General features: G+C 71.8%; 19 protein-coding genes. 11 read left to right on the top strand and 8 right to left on the bottom strand.

What is annotated here, in order from left to right; all coding sequences use genetic code 11:
- The 8 genes from L1785_RS19435 to L1785_RS19470 form a co-directional block, all read left to right on the top strand.
- Nucleotides 1-298: phosphotransferase (locus L1785_RS19435; RefSeq protein WP_236090961.1), on the top strand; the 298-nt coding region annotated here is incomplete at its 5' end.
- A gap of 158 nt (nt 299-456) precedes the next feature.
- A complete protein-coding gene (locus L1785_RS19440; RefSeq protein ID WP_236090962.1) occupies nt 457-1,275 on the top strand; it encodes an oxidoreductase in 819 nt (272 codons plus the stop codon).
- Nucleotides 1,276-1,326: 51 nt separating this feature from the next.
- Nucleotides 1,327-2,406, top strand: a complete 1,080-nt coding sequence (locus L1785_RS19445; protein WP_236090963.1) for an SMP-30/gluconolactonase/LRE family protein — start codon at nt 1,327-1,329, stop codon at nt 2,404-2,406.
- A gap of 83 nt (nt 2,407-2,489) precedes the next feature.
- Nucleotides 2,490-3,086 carry a TetR/AcrR family transcriptional regulator gene (locus L1785_RS19450; RefSeq protein WP_236090964.1) on the top strand — a complete coding sequence of 199 codons (597 nt, stop codon included), beginning with the start codon at nt 2,490-2,492 and terminating at the stop codon, nt 3,084-3,086.
- Complete coding sequence (locus tag L1785_RS19455) at nt 3,079-4,017, top strand: alpha/beta hydrolase (RefSeq protein WP_236090965.1); 939 nt, start codon at nt 3,079-3,081, stop codon at nt 4,015-4,017. Before L1785_RS19450 ends, L1785_RS19455 begins: the two co-directional genes overlap by 8 nt.
- Before the next feature lie 220 nt (nt 4,018-4,237).
- On the top strand, nt 4,238-4,975 hold the full coding sequence (locus tag L1785_RS19460) for a phosphatase PAP2 family protein (protein WP_236090966.1): 738 nt from the start codon (nt 4,238-4,240) through the stop codon (nt 4,973-4,975).
- On the top strand, nt 4,975-5,730 hold the full coding sequence (locus tag L1785_RS19465; protein WP_236090967.1) for a phosphatase PAP2 family protein: 756 nt from the start codon (nt 4,975-4,977) through the stop codon (nt 5,728-5,730). Before L1785_RS19460 ends, L1785_RS19465 begins: the two co-directional genes overlap by 1 nt.
- A complete protein-coding gene (locus L1785_RS19470) occupies nt 5,727-6,713 on the top strand; it encodes a diacylglycerol/lipid kinase family protein (protein ID WP_236090968.1) in 987 nt (328 codons plus the stop codon). The genes L1785_RS19465 and L1785_RS19470 overlap by 4 nt, the downstream gene beginning before the upstream one ends.
- Here L1785_RS19470 and L1785_RS19475 read toward each other — a convergent pair.
- A complete protein-coding gene (locus tag L1785_RS19475) occupies nt 6,640-7,428 on the bottom strand; it encodes a DUF1206 domain-containing protein (RefSeq protein ID WP_236090969.1) in 789 nt (262 codons plus the stop codon). The genes L1785_RS19470 and L1785_RS19475 overlap by 74 nt on opposite strands.
- 221 nt (nt 7,429-7,649) lie before the next feature.
- Here L1785_RS19475 and L1785_RS19480 point away from each other — a divergent pair, with 221 nt between their 5' ends.
- Entirely contained in the window at nt 7,650-8,885 is a 1,236-nt protein-coding gene (locus L1785_RS19480; RefSeq protein WP_236090970.1) for an NAD(P)/FAD-dependent oxidoreductase, read from the top strand.
- A gap of 198 nt (nt 8,886-9,083) precedes the next feature.
- A complete protein-coding gene (locus L1785_RS19485; RefSeq protein WP_236090971.1) occupies nt 9,084-9,440 on the top strand; it encodes a DUF4870 domain-containing protein in 357 nt (118 codons plus the stop codon).
- Here L1785_RS19485 and L1785_RS19490 read toward each other — a convergent pair.
- Complete coding sequence (locus L1785_RS19490; RefSeq protein WP_236090972.1) at nt 9,388-10,677, bottom strand: 3-deoxy-7-phosphoheptulonate synthase; 1,290 nt, start codon at nt 10,675-10,677, stop codon at nt 9,388-9,390. The two genes, L1785_RS19485 and L1785_RS19490, sit on opposite strands and share 53 nt — an antisense overlap.
- A 350-nt stretch (nt 10,678-11,027) precedes the next feature.
- On the opposite strand from L1785_RS19490, the gene L1785_RS19495 reads away from it, so the two are divergent.
- Nucleotides 11,028-11,525 carry an NUDIX hydrolase gene (locus tag L1785_RS19495; protein ID WP_236090973.1) on the top strand — a complete coding sequence of 166 codons (498 nt, stop codon included), beginning with the start codon at nt 11,028-11,030 and terminating at the stop codon, nt 11,523-11,525.
- 6 nt (nt 11,526-11,531) lie between these two features.
- Here the strand turns inward: L1785_RS19495 and L1785_RS19500 are convergent, their stop codons facing one another.
- From L1785_RS19500 to L1785_RS19525, 6 genes are all read right to left on the bottom strand, one after another.
- Nucleotides 11,532-12,266, bottom strand: coding sequence for a glutamine amidotransferase (locus tag L1785_RS19500; RefSeq protein WP_236090974.1), 735 nt, complete (start codon nt 12,264-12,266; stop codon nt 11,532-11,534).
- 86 nt (nt 12,267-12,352) lie between these two features.
- The gene (locus L1785_RS19505) at nt 12,353-13,141 is read right to left on the bottom strand and encodes an ABC transporter permease (protein WP_236090975.1); all 789 of its coding nucleotides are present in this window, start codon (nt 13,139-13,141) and stop codon (nt 12,353-12,355) included.
- Nucleotides 13,138-14,157, bottom strand: coding sequence for an ABC transporter ATP-binding protein (locus L1785_RS19510; protein WP_236090976.1), 1,020 nt, complete (start codon nt 14,155-14,157; stop codon nt 13,138-13,140). The genes L1785_RS19505 and L1785_RS19510 overlap by 4 nt, the downstream gene beginning before the upstream one ends.
- 67 nt (nt 14,158-14,224) lie before the next feature.
- Nucleotides 14,225-14,965 carry a hypothetical protein gene (locus L1785_RS19515; protein WP_236090977.1) on the bottom strand — a complete coding sequence of 247 codons (741 nt, stop codon included), beginning with the start codon at nt 14,963-14,965 and terminating at the stop codon, nt 14,225-14,227.
- An 11-nt stretch (nt 14,966-14,976) separates the two neighbouring features.
- Entirely contained in the window at nt 14,977-15,921 is a 945-nt protein-coding gene (locus L1785_RS19520) for an ATP-binding cassette domain-containing protein (protein WP_236090978.1), read from the bottom strand.
- Nucleotides 15,921-16,301 (bottom strand): GntR family transcriptional regulator, encoded by a 381-nt coding sequence (locus tag L1785_RS19525; RefSeq protein WP_236090980.1) that lies wholly within the window; start codon nt 16,299-16,301, stop codon nt 15,921-15,923. Before L1785_RS19525 ends, L1785_RS19520 begins: the two co-directional genes overlap by 1 nt.
- Nucleotides 16,302-16,303 lie beyond the last annotated feature (2 nt).

Below are 16,303 nucleotides of genomic sequence, written 5' to 3' on the forward strand. Positions count from 1 at the left end.
GATCACCCACGTGTTCGTCGACGGCGAGGAGGTCACCGGCGTCATCGACTGGTCCGAGGCCGCCCCCGGCGACGCCATGTTCGACCTGGCCACCGTGACGCTCGGGCACGAGGAACGCCTGGACGACCTGCTTGCCGGCTACGGCGCCGGCGCGGACCGGGACGTGATCCGCGCCTGGTGGTCACTGCGCAGCCTGGTGGCCGCGCGCTGGCTCATCGAGCACGGCTTCGATCCGGACGCCCCAGGGTGCGAATTCGACGTGCTCAGATCCCGGACGCAGGAACCCCAGGGGTCGTAGATCGGGCCGGTGGGCTGCGGTGACGCTGCCTTCGCCGTTGGTAGGCATCTCGTTCCCAGTACGACCATACTTTAATTTCCCCGAAGCCCTTGCCCTCGAGCACCCCGCCACCGTATGGTCATAGTCGTACGAACGTAATCCAAACCTCGGAGCTCATGATGGCAGCAACGTCGCAAGTCGCACTGGTAACAGGCGCCACCTCAGGCATCGGCAAGGCGACAGCGATCGCGCTGGCCGCCGCCGGGTTCCAGGTGATCGGAACCGGCCGCAACACCGCGCGCCTCACCGCGCCGCCCGCCGGGGTGGCCTACCTCGACCTGGACGTGACCAGCGACGAGTCGGTCGCCTCGGCGGTCAAGCAGGTGATCGACCGGTTCGGGCGCATCGACGTCCTGGTCAACAACGCCGGCGTCGGCTCAACGGGCGCAGGCGAGGAGTTCTCGATCACCCAGACGCAGGACATCTTCGACATCAACGTCTACGGCGTCATGCGGACGACCAAGGCGGTACTGCCGCACATGCGCGAACAACGGCAGGGACGCATCATCAACGTCTCCTCCCTCAGCGGGTTCGTCCCCAGCCCGTTCATGACCGTCTACGTCGCCACCAAGCACGCGGTCGGGGGCTATTCGCAGTCGCTGGACCACGAGGTTCGCGAGTACGGCGTCCGGGTCCTGCTCGTCGAGCCCGGCCCGATCAACACTCCGTTCGCTGGTCACAGCGTGGAGGCCGACACCCCCATGGCGCTCTACGCAGCGGGACGGCGCAACTACGACGAGCTGCTGGCGAAGAACCTCAGCAGCGGCGACGACCCCGCCGTCGTGGCCAAGGTGATCGTCGCGGCGGCCACCGACCGGAACCCGAAGCTGCGGCGCACCGCCGGCACGACCGCCCGGACCATCAGCGCGGTGTACCGCGTCGCCCCGGCCCGGATCTTCGACCGCGTCATCCGCAGGTTCAACCGAATGCCGAGCTGATCGCTGCGGAAATCCACTCACCAGTCATTCGTAGATCTACGGAGGAGAGTCATGCAGCAGCAGAGCCAGCAGGCAACCCGGCGCGGTGCATCGAGCGCGAGGCGTCTTCTGAGGAGGTACGTCGGAGTCGGGCTGGCGGTCGTCGCGACGGCGGGCGTCCTCGGGTCGGCGCCCGCGTCCGCGGGGACGGGGCCCTCGTATCCCGGACCGGTTGTCACCGACGTGCAGACCGTGGCGGAGTTCGACTTCGCCACTGGGGAGATCCCCGAGAACATCACGGTCAACCCCGACGGGTCGGTGACCCTGTCGTTGCTCGGCAGCTGTGCGGTGTGCGAGCGCACCCACGCGCCGGAGCTGATGCGGATCTCGGCGTCCGGGCACCGCACGGTGCTCGCGACCGGGCAGGTGGGTGAGGCGATCAGCGGCAACACCCGCGGCGTCGACGGCACGGTCTACTACAGCGTGTTCGCCCCGGGCGACCCAGCCAGGAACGGCGTGTACGCGCTGGGTGCGGACGGCGTCTCGCAGCGGATCGCGGCGCTGCCCGCCGGCGCGGGTCCCAACGGGCTGGCCATCGACCCGGCCGGGGACACCCTCTACATCGCCGACAGCTTCCAGGCCACCATCTGGTCGGTCCCGGTCTCGGGCGGATCGGTGACCCCGTGGCTGACCGATGCCGCGCTCGCGCCTGTTGTTACCGAAGCCCTGCCGATCGGCGCCAACGGGCTCAGGTTCCACAACGGCGCGCTGTGGGTCAGCAACTTCAACCAGGGAACCCTGCTGCGGGTGCCGGTCACTCCCGCCGGCGCGGCCGGTCCCATCCGCCTTGTCGCGGCCGGCCTGCCCAACATCGACGATCTCAGCTTCCTGACCCCCTGGTCCGACGTGGTGTTCGTGGCGCAGAACGGCTCCTCCTCGCAGAACGGTCCGGACAGGATCGTGGTGGTCTACCCGAACGGCACCTACAAGGCCGTCCTGACCAGCGCGGACGGTCTGGCCTCGCCCTCCGCGACCGCGGTTCGCGGCAACCGGTTGTACATCACCAACGGCGGGGTCCCCGAGCCCCACGACGCGACACTGCAGGCCGGGAAGATCAACGTCACGGCTCTGCTCGCCAACACGGCGCCCTGACCCGGCAAGAGCGGCATCCGGCAACGCCGCGCACCCGAGCCGGGTGCGCGGCGTTCGCGGCCCGGACTGAGATGGAGGAACAGATGGTGCGGTACACGAAGGAACACAAGCAGGAGACCAGGCAGCGGATCATCGCGACGGCCGGTCGACGGCTCAAGCGGGACGGGATCGACGGCTCTGGGGTCGCGACGCTGATGAAGGACGCGGGCCTGACCAACGGCGCGTTCTACGCCCACTTCGACTCCAAGGACGACCTGGTCGCCGTCGCGATCGGCGACCAGCTGGCGACCCTGCACGCGAACGTCGTGGCGCAGGCGGCCCCGGGCCCGGCCGGTCTGGAACAGATCGTGCGCTGGTACCTGTCGGCCCACCACCGCGACGACCGCGACGACGGCTGCCCCAACGCCGCCTTGCTCGACGAGGTCGGGCGCTCCGGTGACCCGATCAGGCAGGCCTACACCGACGGCGTGCTGGTCCTGATCGACGGCCTCGCCGCCCGCATGACACCCCAAGACCCGCTCTCGGCCCGCGTCAAGGCCCTGAGCCTGCTCGGCCTGATGGCCGGGACGCTACAGCTCTCCCGCGCCCTGACCGACCAACAGCTCTCCGACGACCTCCTGGAGCAGGGCCTGCACAACGCCCTGGCCCTGATCAGACAGGAACACGATCACGATGACTGACCACCCCTTCAACCCCCAACTGCGGGCCGCGCGGTTCCTTCCCCGCACCATCATCACCGCCCGAACCCTTCCCACGCTGCGGCGCCTGACCACGCTCACCGGGAGCACCCGACGCCCGGACGCGCAGGTCGTGGCCGTGGACGACGACGTGTCGGTACACGTCTTCCGCCCGGCCTCGACCCGGCCCAACACTCCGGCGCTGCTGTGGATCCACGGCGGCGGGATGGTGCTCGGCGACGCGGCACAGGACAGCCGCTTCTGCCGCCGGATCGCCGATGAGCTGGGCATCGTAGTCGTCTCGGTGGAGTACCGGCTCGCCCCCGAGCACCCGTTCCCGACGCCGCTGGAGGACTGCTACACCGCGCTGCACTGGCTCGCCCACCAGCCCGGCATCGACCCCGCACGCATCGCCGTCGGCGGGCAGAGCGCCGGCGCCGGCCTGGCCGCCGCACTCGCGCTGCTGGCCAAGGAACGCGGCCAGATCCGCCCGGCCCTGCAGCTGCTGTCCTACCCGATGCTGGACGACCGGACCACCACCCGCACCGACATCGACCCGCGCCGGCTGCGCATCTGGAGCCCGGCCAGCAACCGGTTCGGCTGGCGCGCCTACCTCGGCCCCGCCGCCACCGCCGCCGACGTGCCCCCGCTGGCCGCGCCGGCCCGCTACGACGACCTCACCGGCCTGCCGCCCGCCTGGATCGGCGTCGGCACCAACGACCTGTTCCACGACGAGGACCTCACCTACGCCCGCCGGCTGCAGCAGGCCGGTGTCGCCACCACCCTGCACGTCGTGCCCGGCGCCTACCACAACTTCGACTCCTTCGAAGCGAAAGCCGCCATCTCCCAGGCCTTCGTCCAGGCCCAGACCACCGCATTGGACCAAGCCCTCAACGCAGCCGAACGGACGTCCGCGACGGGCCCAGGTCGGTGACCATCGGGCGGGTGGCGTACCCGTGAGTCACCCCGACCCTGTGAAGGGCCCTCCGACCAGCGGAAACGCTTGGCCGGGGGGCCTTCGCCCTGCCTCGGCCTCCGCTTGCGCGGCCGATGTCGGACCAACTGTCAGGCCGAGCAGCTCAGCATCCTCGGGGGTGCCCCGGCGGCGCGCCTCACGACGGGCCAGTGGCGGCGCCCTGTGGCAGCGTGTCGGCATGAATCCCGCACTGCACCGCAGGCCCGCGGGCAGTCCGCAGACCGCCGGGGCAGCAAGAGCGACCGCGGGTCGCGCGCGCCGCCTCGTGGGCGCTGTGCTGACTGGTATCGCGACCGGCGTCGCCGTCGTCGTCATCGCCCTTCTCGTGCGCGAGCAGTGGCCGCCGCTCGTCCAGCTCGACGAGCGCGCCGTGACCGCGGGCCCCGCGCTTGCCGCGGCGCACCCCGGGCTGCTGCGCACGCTCGTCGTCTGGCAGTGGGTCTTCCTCGCGGCGCACGTGGTGGTGCCCGTCGCCGCGCTCTGCCTCGTCTACTGGTGGCGCACCGGCAATGCCACGCGCACGTCGTGGGCGCTCTCGACGATCCTCACGGCCTGGGGGCTGTCCAACCTGCTGAAGGAGCTCGTACGACGCGCGCGACCGGTGCTGGACCAGCCGGTGGAGAGCGCGGGCGGCTTCTCGTTCCCGTCGGGGCACGCCGCGAACACGGCGGCGATGACCACGACGCTGGTGGTGCTCGTGTGGCCGTCGCTCAGATCGCGGGCCCTGCGGGTCGCGGCGATCGCGGGGGCGGCGGTGCTCACGGTCGCCACGGGGGTCGACCGGGTCATGCTCGGCGTCCACCACCCCTCCGACGTGGTGGCCGGGATCCTCTTCGGGGTCGGTTTCGTTCTGGCGTCGTACCTCGCCTACCGGCACTGGCCGACGCCGCGCCGCGAGCCGGGGACGGCGTCCTGATGCTCGACCTCGAGCGGTGGACGGACGATTTGTCCGCACCCCGGGGGCGCGAGGCGCGGCGCGACCTCGGCCTGCGTGTCGGGGTCCCGGCAGCGGTGTGGTGGGTGCTCGTCGTGGGGCCCGGGCTCCTGCTCGCCGGCCCGCTGGCGGGGCTCAGAGAGCGGGAGACTGCGGTCAGCGAGTGGTTCGTCGAACAGCGCACGGCGACCCTCGACACCCTCACGGCGGTGTGGGGTGCGATGGGGACCACCGAGACGATCATCGGGATCTGCCTCGTCGTGTCCGGCGTCGTCTGGTGGCGAACCAGGCAGTGGTGGTACGCGGTGGTCCCGGCGATCGCGATCGCCGTCCAGGCGGCGGTCTTCATGCTGGCGGCGCTCGTCGTGAGCGGCGAACGCCCCGAGGTGGAGCAGCTCGACCCGGCACCACCGACCTCGAGCTTCCCGAGCGGCCACTCCGGCGCCTCGACAGCGCTCTACGTCTCGCTGGCGCTGATGGCCCAGCGGATCGGGCGCGCGTGGCTGCGCGTGAGCGTGACCGTCGTGCTGCTCGTGCTGCCCCTGCTCGTCGTCTACTCCCGGCTGTACCGGGGGATGCACCACCTGAGCGACGTCGTCGTCGGGGTGCTCAACGGCCTCGTGTGCGTCGTGCTCGGGTGGTACTGGCTGCGGCGGACGCCCCGTCGCGTCGAGGAGGGCGGCGCCGCGGGCAACGCGGACGCCGAGGGCTCTGACGCCACGGAGACCGTCACATGAAACGGGTCGCGATCATCGCCAACCCGGCGAAGCTCGACGACCTCGACGCCGAGCGTCACGCGCTCGACGAGGTCTGCGCCCGCCACGGGCTGGACCGCCCGCTGTGGATCGAGACCACCGAGGAGGACCCTGGCGGCGGGCAGACCCGCGAGGCGCTCGAGCAGGGAGCCGACCTGGTGTGCGCGTTCGGCGGCGACGGGACCGTCCGGGCCGTCGCGGAGGTGCTCGCCGGGAGCGACGTGCCGCTCGGGCTCCTGCCGGGCGGGACGGCCAACCTGCTCGCCCGGGCACTGGAGCTCACGGTCGACGACCCCGCCGAGGCGATGGACGTGGTGCTCGGCGGACGCGAGGTGCAGATCGACGTCGGCGTGCTGCGCGCGGACGGCGAGGAGGAGCGCGTCTTCCTCGTGATGGCCGGGATGGGCCTGGACGCCGAGATGATGGACCGCACCGACGAGCGGCTCAAGGCAGCGGTCGGCTGGGTCGCGTACGTCGCTGGGGGTCTGCGTGCCGCCTTCGGGGACGGGTTCCGCGCCCGGGTCCAGATCGCCGGCGGCCCCGTCGTGCGGCGGCGCGCGCGGGCGATCGTCATCGGGAACAGCGGGAGCCTGCAGGGCGGGCTCGAACTGATGCCGGACGCGCAGCTCGACGACGGGCTCCTCGACGTCGCGGTCGTCGCGCCGCGCGGGCTGACCGGCTGGGTGCAGACGCTGGCGACCGTGGTGACCGCTGGACGCCGCGGGCACCGCCACCTCGAACGTCACCAGGCGCCGGCAGTGCGCGTGCGCGCGGACACGCCGACGGCCGCGCAGCTCGACGGCGACCCGATCGGCGACCACCGCGAGCTGGAGGTACGGGTCCGTGCAGGAGCGCTGCGGGTGCGGGTCCCGCAGGACGCGGACCGACCGCTCAGGTCCGGGTCCAGCGGGCGCGGGCGAACGAGTAGACGCCGTAGGCAACCAGGCCGACGGCGATCACGGTGAGCAGGAACGCTCCGGAGTACTCCTCACCGAGTCTCCGCAGCGCTGTGTCCAACCCGCCGGCCTGGTCGGGCCGGGCCCGCACGCCTGCCGCGACGAACAGCCCGCCGACCAAGGCCAGCGCGATGCCCCTCGCGACGTAGCCCACGCGCCCGGCTGCGGTGACGAACCGGCCAGGGCTCTTGACCAGGTCCTGCAGGAACGTGCGCGTCCACCCCTTGTGCACGTGATAGACCGCGACGCCGAGAACGACCAGCCCGACGGCCGCAACGGCGAACCGTCCTCCGGGATGCGTCCAGAGGCTGGCAGTGAAGTCCCGGCTCTGCTCCTCGGCCGAGCTCGGCGCCCCCCAGGCGAACCGCACGGCGGTCCACGCCAGGACCCCGTAGACCACCGACTTGCTCGCCGCCTTCGCCCGGTCGCCCACTCCTCGGGCGGAGCCGACCGCCTCCGTCACGTTCCAGACGGCGAGGCCCGCAAACCCGACCGCGACCACGACCAGCGCGAGCGCTCCGACCGGGTGGCGGGCCAGGGCGGCGAACGCGCCGGACTGGTCCGCGGCGGTCGGCGACCGAAACCAGGCGACCTGGATCGCGATGATCCCCAGCATGACGTGCAGCACGCCGCTCGCGAGGTAGCCGAGCCGCGCGAGGCCACCCGTCGCAGGGCTGTCGTTCACGCGTCGTGCCGCGTCGCGGACATCCGAGCCGTCGTTCATGCGCCCACCCGTCGGCCGGCGTTCGTTGCCGCATCGGTATCACCGGCCATAGCTCACGGTAGGGCTGTCCCCGACGGCTTGCCCGGCAGAGCAAAACGGTCATTCACGGCGCCGACCGTAGCCTTGTGGTCGAGCGACCGTCGTCGGACACCCGGCCGATGCCCCGGGCAGGCAACCGACCCCGGTGCGAGACTGGCCGTACCCGATCCGGAGGAGGCCCGATGGACCCGTACGTCCTGGTGGGTGGCGGCCTGGCAGTCGCCCGAGCTGCCGAGGCCCTGCGTGACGAGGGCTACGACGGTGACCTCGTGGTGGTGACGACGGAGCCGCACCGCCCCTACGAGCGGCCTCCGCTGTCCAAGGGCTACCTGCGCGGCGAGGACGACCGGGACGTCCTGTTCCCTCTGGACGAGGCCTGGTACGGGGAGCACGGCGTGGAGCTGCGCACGTCCGTCACCGCGGTGGGCCTCGTGCCCCGCGACCACAAGCTCACGCTGTCGGACGGGACGACGCTCCGCTGGTCCAAGATCCTCCTCGCGACCGGCTCCACACCACGGGCCCTGGACGTGCCGGGCACGGACCTCGCGGGGGTGCACTACCTGCGCACTGTCGACGACTCCGACCGGCTCTCCGGCCGGCTGCTCGACGCCTCGCTGGAGGGCGCCGGCCGCCTGGTCGTCGTGGGGGACGGCTGGATCGGCCTGGAGGTGGCGGCGTCGGCGCGCCAGCTGGGGCTCGACGTCACCCTGATCGGGCGCGGCACCCAGCCGCTGAGTCGTGCCCTGGGGCCCGAGATGGGCGCCCTGTACGGGAGCGTCCACGAGGAGCACGGGGTGCGCGTCCTGCGCCGCGCGCACGTCGTCGGGCTGAGCGCCACCGACGGCTGGGTGACGGGGGTGGACCTCGCCGACGGGTCCGTCGTCGGCGCGGACGTCGTCGTGGTGGGTGTCGGCGCCTCGCCGAACGTCGGCCTCGCCGAGGCGGCGGGCCTGGCGCTGCGACCGCCCGCGGAGGGCGGCGGCATCGCGGTGTCGGGCACGCTCACGACGTCGCACCCCGACGTGTTCGCGGCGGGCGACGTCGCCAGCGTGCCGTCCCCGCACTACGGGCGCCCGCTGCGCGTGGAGCACTGGTCGGCGGCACAAGAGGGCGGCGCGCACGCCGGGCGCGCGATGGCCGGCTCGGGCGCGGAGTACGACAAGATCCCGTACTTCTACAGCGACCAGTACGACGTCGGGATGGAGTACCTGGGCTGGGTCGACGTCCCGGGCGGGTACGACGACGTCGTCATCGCGGGGTCCGTCGAGGAGCGCGAGCTCGTGGCGTTCTGGGTGGCGTCCGGGCGGGTCGTGGCGGGGATGTCGATCAACGTGTGGGAGCAGATGGGCCGGGTCGAGGAGCTGATCGGCTCGCAGACGTCGGTGCCGAAAGAAGAGCTCCAGGCCTTCCTGCGGTGACCCGGCTCTGGCACTATTCGGCGGGTGAGCCGACACACGAGGACCGTCATAGCACTTTTCGGCGCCCTCGGGGCGCTCTATGTCCTGGCGGCCGCGATCTCGGTGCTCTAGAAACTTCCCCCCGACAGCCCTAGCCGTCGACGCCAGTTGTCAATACGATTCGTTCCGCTTGACTTGACCGAATCTAAGGAGCATCCGTTGTCCGAGCCCACTCCCGGCGGCATCCCGCAGCAGCCGCTGTCCGAGTCCGAGGCCAAGCAGTGGGCGGGCCTGTCCCACCTGCTCGGCGGCATCCTCGGTGTCCTCGCGCCGCTGATCATCTGGCTGGTGTACAAGGACCGTAACAACGCGTACCTCAACACCGAGGCCAAGAAGTCGCTGAACTTCCAGATCCTCGTCACGATCGCCTACATCGTGCTGACGGTCACGGTCATCTTCTCGTGGGCGGTCTTCGTCCCGTGGGCCCTCGGCCTGGTCTACGGCATCATCAACTTCCAGGCTGTCAACAACGGCCAGCCGACGAAGTACCTCTGGGACGTCGCGATCGTGAAGTGACGCCGCGCCGGCTCTGCCGGCCGCCGGACGCAGCAGCGGGGCCGGTCACCTTCGGGTGACCGGCCCCGCTCGCGGCGACCGGGTGTGAGGCCTCGAGCCCGCGGCGCGCCCCGCCCGCCGTGGCGAGCTCGCGCAGCAGGTCCTCCGTCGTGTTCCAGTCCATGCACTTGTCGGTGACGGACTGGCCGTAGGTCAGCTCCGCCAGGGGGCCGGGCTTCTGCGCACCCGCCACGAGGAACGACTCCATCATCAGGCCGGTGACGTCCCGCTCCCCCGCTGCCACGCGGTCGGCGATCTCGCGCACGACCGCGGCCTGGCGCACGTGGTCCTTGCCGGAGTTGCCGTGCGACGCGTCCACGATCAGACCGGTCTCGACGGCTCCGCCCAGGCCTGAGGTCCGGGCCACGGCGAGCGCCGCGGCGACGTCCCCTGCGCTGTAGTTCGGACCGCCGCGCCCACCGCGCAGGATCACGTGGCAGTCGGGGTTGCCGGTGGTCGCCACGGCGGCGGCGCGCCCCTGCGCGTCGGCGCCGAAGAAGACGTGCTCGCTGGCGGCCGTCACGCAGCCGTCGACGGCGATCTGGACGTCGCCGTCGGTCGCGTTCTTGAAGCCGACCGGCATCGACAGACCCGACGCGAGCTGCCGGTGCACCTGCGACTCCGCGTTGCGCGCCCCGATGGCGCCCCACGTCACGGCGTCCGCGATGTACTGGGGGCTCGTCGGCTCGAGGAACTCGCACGCGGCGGGGACACCGGCGTCGAGCACCCCGAGCAGCACCTCGCGCGCGAGGCGCAGGCCGTGGTGCACGTCGTGGCTGCCGTCCAGGTGCGGGTCGTTGATGAGGCCCTTCCAGCCCACCGTGGTCCGCGGCTTCTCGAAGTAGACGCGCATCACGGTCACGAGGTCCTCGGACAGCTCCTCGCTGAGGCGCGCGAGCCGGGCGGCGTAGTCGAGCGCGGCCTCGGCGTCGTGCACGGAGCATGGGCCGACGATCACGAGCAGCCGGTCGTCCTCACCGGTGAGGACGTCGCGCACCTCGCGGCGGGAGGTCGTGACGAGGTCGCTACGGCGAGTGCCGAGCGGCAGCTCGGACAGCAGGTCCTGCGGAGCGGGCAGCGGGTCGAGGGCGCGGATCCGCAGGTCGGAGGTGCGGGCCTGCAGCTCGCCGCGGATGCCGGCGGAGGCGCCCGCGGGCGCGGTATCGGCAGGGGTGGCGGCGGGTGCCGTGGGGGTCATGATCGAGACTCCTGGTGTGCGTGACGGCTGTGCTGGGTACGTGGAAGGTGTTGGATGTCCCAGACGGCGCCGTCACCGCCTCGTGGTCCGGAGCGGCCCGTCTTCTCAAGACGAAGGGCCTGGACACTGTGGTGTCCAAGGCCCAGGTGGCTCCGGTGGAAGTTGGTCAGGCGCAGGCCCGCCAGGCTCCACCAGGAGCCGGCGTAAAGCGCCAATACCAACGGTTGATCACGGGTCGACGGTAACACTCCCCCTCCGGTGCCTGTCCAGCCCGGTCCACGATGCGGTCGGGTGACCCGGTCGGGCGGGGGTCCGACGGCGGCCGTCCGGGCCGCGGATAGGCTCACCGCATGCCGATCCCCGAGTACATCCTCGGCCTGCGCGGGCACGTGGGTCACGAGCTGCTGTGGCTGCCCGGCGTGTGCGCCGTCGTCCTTGACGACGAGGGCCGGGTGCTGCTCGGGCAGCGGTCCGACAACGGACGCTGGGCGCTCGTCGCGGGGTTCCTCGAGCCGGGCGAGCAGCCCGCGGCGGGGATCGTACGCGAGGTGCTGGAGGAGACCGGTGTCGAGGTACGCGTCGAGGGCATCGCCGCCGTAGGCACGTACCCGCCCGTCGAGTACCCCAACGGAGACCGCGCCCAGTACGTCACGACGACCTTCGTGTGCCGCCCGGTCTCGGCGGACTCGGCGCGTGCCGCGCACGTGGCCGACGACGAGTCGCTCGCCGTCGGCTGGTTCGCGCCCGACGACCTTCCCGACGGCCTGAGCGCCGGCTCCCGCGACCGGCTTCGGGCCGCGCTGGAGTGGGTGGCGGATCCGTCGCACGGACCCTGGTTCGCGCGCTGACGCCGGTCAGGTGCGCGCGTAGCGCGCCACGAAGGCCTTGAGGATCCGGAACGGCTCGGTGACGCTCACGGAGCGTGCCCTGGCCTCGACCGCGTCGCCCTCGCCGGGCGGGAAGTACCCGAAGTCGCGGTAGACCTCGATGCGCTGCAGCACGCCCTCCAGGTCGAGCTCCGGGTGGAACTGCGTCGCGTACAGGTTCTCCTTCATGCGGAACATCTGGACCGGGCATGCCGCGCTCGTCGCGAGGAGCACCGCGCCGTCCGGCAGCCTGCGCACCGCCTCCTTGTGCCCCGCGTAGGCCTCGAACCTGGCCGGCATGCCGACCAGGAGGGGGTCCGTCGCCCCGTCGGGAGTGAGCTCGATGGTGACCGGGCCGGCCGGCTCCCCGAACGTGCCGTCGATGACCGCGCCCTGGTGGGCACCGAGCGTGCCGACCCCGTAGCAGGCGCCGAGGAACGGGAAGTCGCGCTCGACGATCACGTCCAGAAGGCGCGAGAGCTCGGCCTCGACCCGTCTCTGCACCGGCGACTTCCGCTCCGGCGGCTCCGACGAGCTGAACGGGCCGCCTCCGACGATGATGCCCGAATAGGCGTCCAGGTCCACCGGAGGCATCGGCCTGGACTCGAGCCGCACCCGGTGCAGCTGGTCCGGGCGGAGGCCTCCGTACCTGCAGAAGGCCGCGTACTCGCCGTCCGCGGCGACGTCCTCGGCGCGGGTGGCGAGCAGCAGGAACGGCCTCATGCTCGGAGCGTAGGCGACCGGACGCCTCCTGGGCAGTGGGCAGGAACGTCCCTCACTCAATCCGGTCTGACCTGCCCGTTCGCGGGTCAGCTCCACCGGAAGTACCGGGACGCGACGGGCAGCAGGACCGCTGACCACGCCGCCATGACGACGAGCTGCAGGCCGGGCACGTCACCGGTGAACCAGCCCGCGTTCATAGCCTGCGTCGCCGCCCCGAGGGGCGTGAACCGGGCGACCTCGGCCACTCCCTCCGGCATGACCGGACCCGGCGTCCACATGCCGGCGAAGAAGAGCATCGGAAAGTAGATCAGCATGCCGAACGCGTTCGCCGTGGTGGCTCGCGGCGTCAGAGCCGCGATCACGGCACCGACGCCGAACATCGACAGGACGCACAGCACGAACGACAGGAGCACGATCCCGGCGCTCGCCGGGACCGGCAGACCGAACGCGATCCCGCCCACGACGACCGCCAGACCCGCTGCGACGAGCAGCGCCCCCAGGCTGATCACGAGGTGGGCCAGCACCAGGCCCTGGGGCCGCATCGGCGTGGTCGAGAGGCGGCGTAGCACGCCCTTCTCCCGGAACGTCGCGACGTAGCTCGGAAAGGTCGTCAGCGCGATCGAGGCCACCGCCGTGGCGAGCGCGACCGGACCGTAGAAGGCGATGGGCGTGATGCCGAGCCACGGCTCGGGAGCGTCCGTGATCGGTTCCCGCATGCCGGGGATGGCGAGCCCGAGGCCGACGATGAGGACCGTCGGGAAGACCACCGCGTAGAAGACGGTCCCGGCGTCACGTAGCCACAGCCTGGTCTCCGTCCCCAGCAGCGTGGGGAAACCGCGCAAGCCGGTGCGCGTGCCGAGCGCCATGGTGCTCATGATCGTGCTCCCTTCGTGATGGCGTCCGCCGCGGGCTCCTCGTACGGACGGCCGGTGTGGTGGACGAAGACGTCCTCGAGCGTCCGGGCCGTCGTCGCCACGTCGTCCGGGACGACGTCGTGCGCGGCCAGTGCCTGCACGACGGCGAAGAGCACGCGCCGTGAGCCGGTGACCTCGACGCGGCGCCCCGCGGCGGCGACGCCGCTGACCTCCGGCAGCCCGTCCAGCGCCGCCACGGCACGGGTCACGTCCTCCGCGGCGAGCCGCAGCACGACCGTGCGCTCGGCGTCGACCTGCTCGATCAGCTCGGCAGGCGTGCCTTCGGCGACGACCCGGCCGTGGTCGATGATGACGAGCCGGTCGCAGAGGCGCTCCGCCTCGTCCATGAAGTGCGTGACGAGCAGGATGGTGACGCCGCTGTCCCGCACCCGCTCGATCAGGTCCCAGGTGGCGCGCCGCGCGGCGGGGTCGAGACCCGTCGTGAGCTCGTCCAGGATCGCGACCCGCGGGCGGCCGACGAGCGCCAGCGCGATCGAGAGCCGCTGCTTCTGGCCGCCGGAGAGCCGGGAGAACCGCACGTCGCGCTGAGCGACGAGATCGAGGAGGGCCAGCAGCTCGTCGGGGTCGGCTGGGTCCTCGTAGAACGACGCGAAGAGCCGCATCGCCTCGCGGACCGTGATCCTCGGGCTGAGCTCCGCCTCCTGGAGCTGCACGCCGACGACGTCCTTGATCGCCTCGGGGTGCTGCTGCGGGTCGGTGCCGAGGATCCGCACCTGGCCGGCGTCGGCCGTCCGCAGGCCCGCGAGACATTCGACCGTCGTGGTCTTGCCCGCGCCGTTGGGGCCGAGGATCCCGAAGATCTCGCCGGGGGCGACCGAGAAGCTGACGTCCTCGACGGCGACCTTCCTGCCCGCTCCGCGCGGGCCGGGGTACGACTTGCGCAGGGTGCGGACCTCGACGACCGGACCGGTGGCGGTCTCGCTGAGGGCTCCCGTGGCGGGCGCGGGGCTGGTCATGACGTGCCTCCTGGGTGCTGAGGATGCGGTCGGGACGGCAGGGGCCGGGCGAGGCGCTTCGCGGGCGTCACGCGACGGCGGGCTTGATCGGGACGTCGTGGAGCAGGCGGTCCACCACGACGATCGCCAGGACGAGAACTACGGCGGACGCGCCCACGAGGACGAGGAGCTGAACCAGACCCGCCGCCGGGGCGACCAGGTCGCTCACGACGCCGGACTCGAGGAACTGCGAGAGGCCGGCCGGGACGAGGAACAGCGGGAGAAGGGCGGTACCGACCCACCCGCCGAACCGCGAGTAGGCGACCGACACGGCGACGCCGACCAGGAAGAAGGTCGCGACGGCCAGCGCCTCGGAGATCACGCTGGACGTGAACCCGTTGCCCGGCCCGGCGGCGCCCTCACGGAACCACGCCAGATCGAGGGCGCCGAAGACCGGACGCTCGATCAGGAACAGCAGGGTCGCCACCAGGCCGAACAGACCACCGCCCACCAGCGCGCCACGGGTGATGCCGTCCACGAACGCCTTACGGGTGCCGCCGGCCGCGACGTGCGGCACGAGCAGCGCGAACGGGATCAGAAGGCCCATGACGAACATGAACCAGCGCGAGCTGGTGAGCACGCGCTCCACCACGCTCCCGTCGCCGATCTCGCCCGTACGGAGCTCGACGACCAGCAGGACGGCCGCGATCAGCACGACGACGACCCAGTACCACGCGCCGATCACGACCAGCGCTCCCGCGACCTGGTTCTCCAGCGTCTTCACCTGGCGCTTGTGGAGCCCACGGGCGCGCTCACGGTTCTCGTCCATCGCACGACTCCTCATCGATCCTGCCCCTTTCCGCTGGTCAGGTGTACGAACATGTCCTGGATCGCGACTGCGCCCACGGTTACTCCTGCGTCGGTTGCCGCGGCGCGCTCTTCGTCGTTCAGCGGACCGTCCACGGTGAGCTCCGTCGTCGGGCCGAGCCGCCGCTCGTGGAGCACGGTGCGGCCGGCGGAGGCACGTTCCACGTCCGCAGCCGGGCCGGTGAGCGTCGCGCCGCGGGCTCGCAGGTCGTCGGCCGGGCCCGTCACGAGCACGCGCCCGCGGTCGATCACGACCACGTCCTCGAAGAGCCGGTCGACCTCGTCGACCAGGTGGCTCGAGATGAGGACGGTCCGCGGGTGCTCCGCGTAGTCCGCGAGCAGCTCGTCGTAGAACGCGTACCGCGTGGGCGCGTCCATGCCGAGGTAGACCTCGTCGAAGATCGTCAGCGGCGCCCTGCCCGCCAGGCCGACCACCGCGCCCACCGCGGAGCGCTTGCCGCGGGAGAGCGCAGCGGGCTTCTTGCGGAGGTCCACCTCGAAGAGGTCGAGCAGGCGTGCCGCCAGGTCTGCGTCCCACTCGGGACGCATGTCCGCGTAGTACTTGAGCGTCTCCTTGACCGCCTCGTCACCGAAGAGGTCCCCGCTCTCCCGGACGAGCTGCACGCCGGAGGTGATCCACGTGTTCTCCCAGGGGTCCTCCATCGCACCCTCCGGACCCACGAGGACCGACCCGGAGGTGGGCCGGCGGAACGCCGCGAGCAGGGAGAGCATCGTGGTCTTCCCGGCGCCGTTGCGGCCGAGCACCCCGGTGATCACCCCGGGGCGGAGAGTGCAGGTGGCGTCCACCAGGGCCGTCGCAGGGTCCCGTGCGTCCACGAGGGACTGGTCCGCACGGGCCTTCGGGCGCCCGAAGCGGACGCCGACGCCGTCGAGCCGCGCGGCGAAGGGCGGAGTCATCAGGAGTCCTCCTTGTCGGGGGCCGCCGGGGGCCGGCCCCACACGAAGTCGACGATCGCGCCGCGCGGGATGGACAGCAGGTCGGCCTGGAGGAGCGCCGGCCTCAGCACCTCGTCGAAGTACCTCGTCCGGTGTTCCTCCAGCAGCCGCTCGCGCGCCCCGACGGCGACGAACATGCCGAGCCCGCGCCGCTTGTAGAGCACGCCCTCGTCGACGAGCTGGCCGAACGCCTTCTGAGCCGTCGCGGGGTTGATCCGGAACGTGGTGGCGAACTGCGTGGTGGACATGACCTGTTCCTCCTCGCCGAGCTCGCCCGAGAGCACCTGCGCGCGGATCATCTGCGCGATCTGCACGTAGATGGGTTCAGGCCCGTCGAACATGG

Origin of the sequence: Antribacter soli, from assembly GCF_021568775.1 — a bacterium.
GTDB classification, from domain to species: domain Bacteria; phylum Actinomycetota; class Actinomycetes; order Actinomycetales; family Cellulomonadaceae; genus Antribacter; species Antribacter soli.

Coding starts and splice junctions, on each gene's coding strand:
- L1785_RS19440 (WP_236090962.1), top strand. CDS start 457: ATGGCAGCAACGTCGCAAGTCGCACTGGTAACAGGCGCCACCTCAGGC.
- L1785_RS19445 (WP_236090963.1), top strand. CDS start 1,327: ATGCAGCAGCAGAGCCAGCAGGCAACCCGGCGCGGTGCATCGAGCGCG.
- L1785_RS19450 (WP_236090964.1), top strand. CDS start 2,490: ATGGTGCGGTACACGAAGGAACACAAGCAGGAGACCAGGCAGCGGATC.
- L1785_RS19455 (WP_236090965.1), top strand. CDS start 3,079: ATGACTGACCACCCCTTCAACCCCCAACTGCGGGCCGCGCGGTTCCTT.
- L1785_RS19460 (WP_236090966.1), top strand. CDS start 4,238: ATGAATCCCGCACTGCACCGCAGGCCCGCGGGCAGTCCGCAGACCGCC.
- L1785_RS19465 (WP_236090967.1), top strand. CDS start 4,975: ATGCTCGACCTCGAGCGGTGGACGGACGATTTGTCCGCACCCCGGGGG.
- L1785_RS19470 (WP_236090968.1), top strand. CDS start 5,727: ATGAAACGGGTCGCGATCATCGCCAACCCGGCGAAGCTCGACGACCTC.
- L1785_RS19475 (WP_236090969.1), bottom strand. CDS start 7,428: ATGAACGACGGCTCGGATGTCCGCGACGCGGCACGACGCGTGAACGAC.
- L1785_RS19480 (WP_236090970.1), top strand. CDS start 7,650: ATGGACCCGTACGTCCTGGTGGGTGGCGGCCTGGCAGTCGCCCGAGCT.
- L1785_RS19490 (WP_236090972.1), bottom strand. CDS start 10,677: ATGACCCCCACGGCACCCGCCGCCACCCCTGCCGATACCGCGCCCGCG.
- L1785_RS19495 (WP_236090973.1), top strand. CDS start 11,028: ATGCCGATCCCCGAGTACATCCTCGGCCTGCGCGGGCACGTGGGTCAC.
- L1785_RS19500 (WP_236090974.1), bottom strand. CDS start 12,266: ATGAGGCCGTTCCTGCTGCTCGCCACCCGCGCCGAGGACGTCGCCGCG.
- L1785_RS19505 (WP_236090975.1), bottom strand. CDS start 13,141: ATGAGCACCATGGCGCTCGGCACGCGCACCGGCTTGCGCGGTTTCCCC.
- L1785_RS19510 (WP_236090976.1), bottom strand. CDS start 14,157: ATGACCAGCCCCGCGCCCGCCACGGGAGCCCTCAGCGAGACCGCCACC.
- L1785_RS19515 (WP_236090977.1), bottom strand. CDS start 14,965: ATGGACGAGAACCGTGAGCGCGCCCGTGGGCTCCACAAGCGCCAGGTG.
- L1785_RS19520 (WP_236090978.1), bottom strand. CDS start 15,921: ATGACTCCGCCCTTCGCCGCGCGGCTCGACGGCGTCGGCGTCCGCTTC.
- L1785_RS19525 (WP_236090980.1), bottom strand. CDS start 16,301: ATGTTCGACGGGCCTGAACCCATCTACGTGCAGATCGCGCAGATGATC.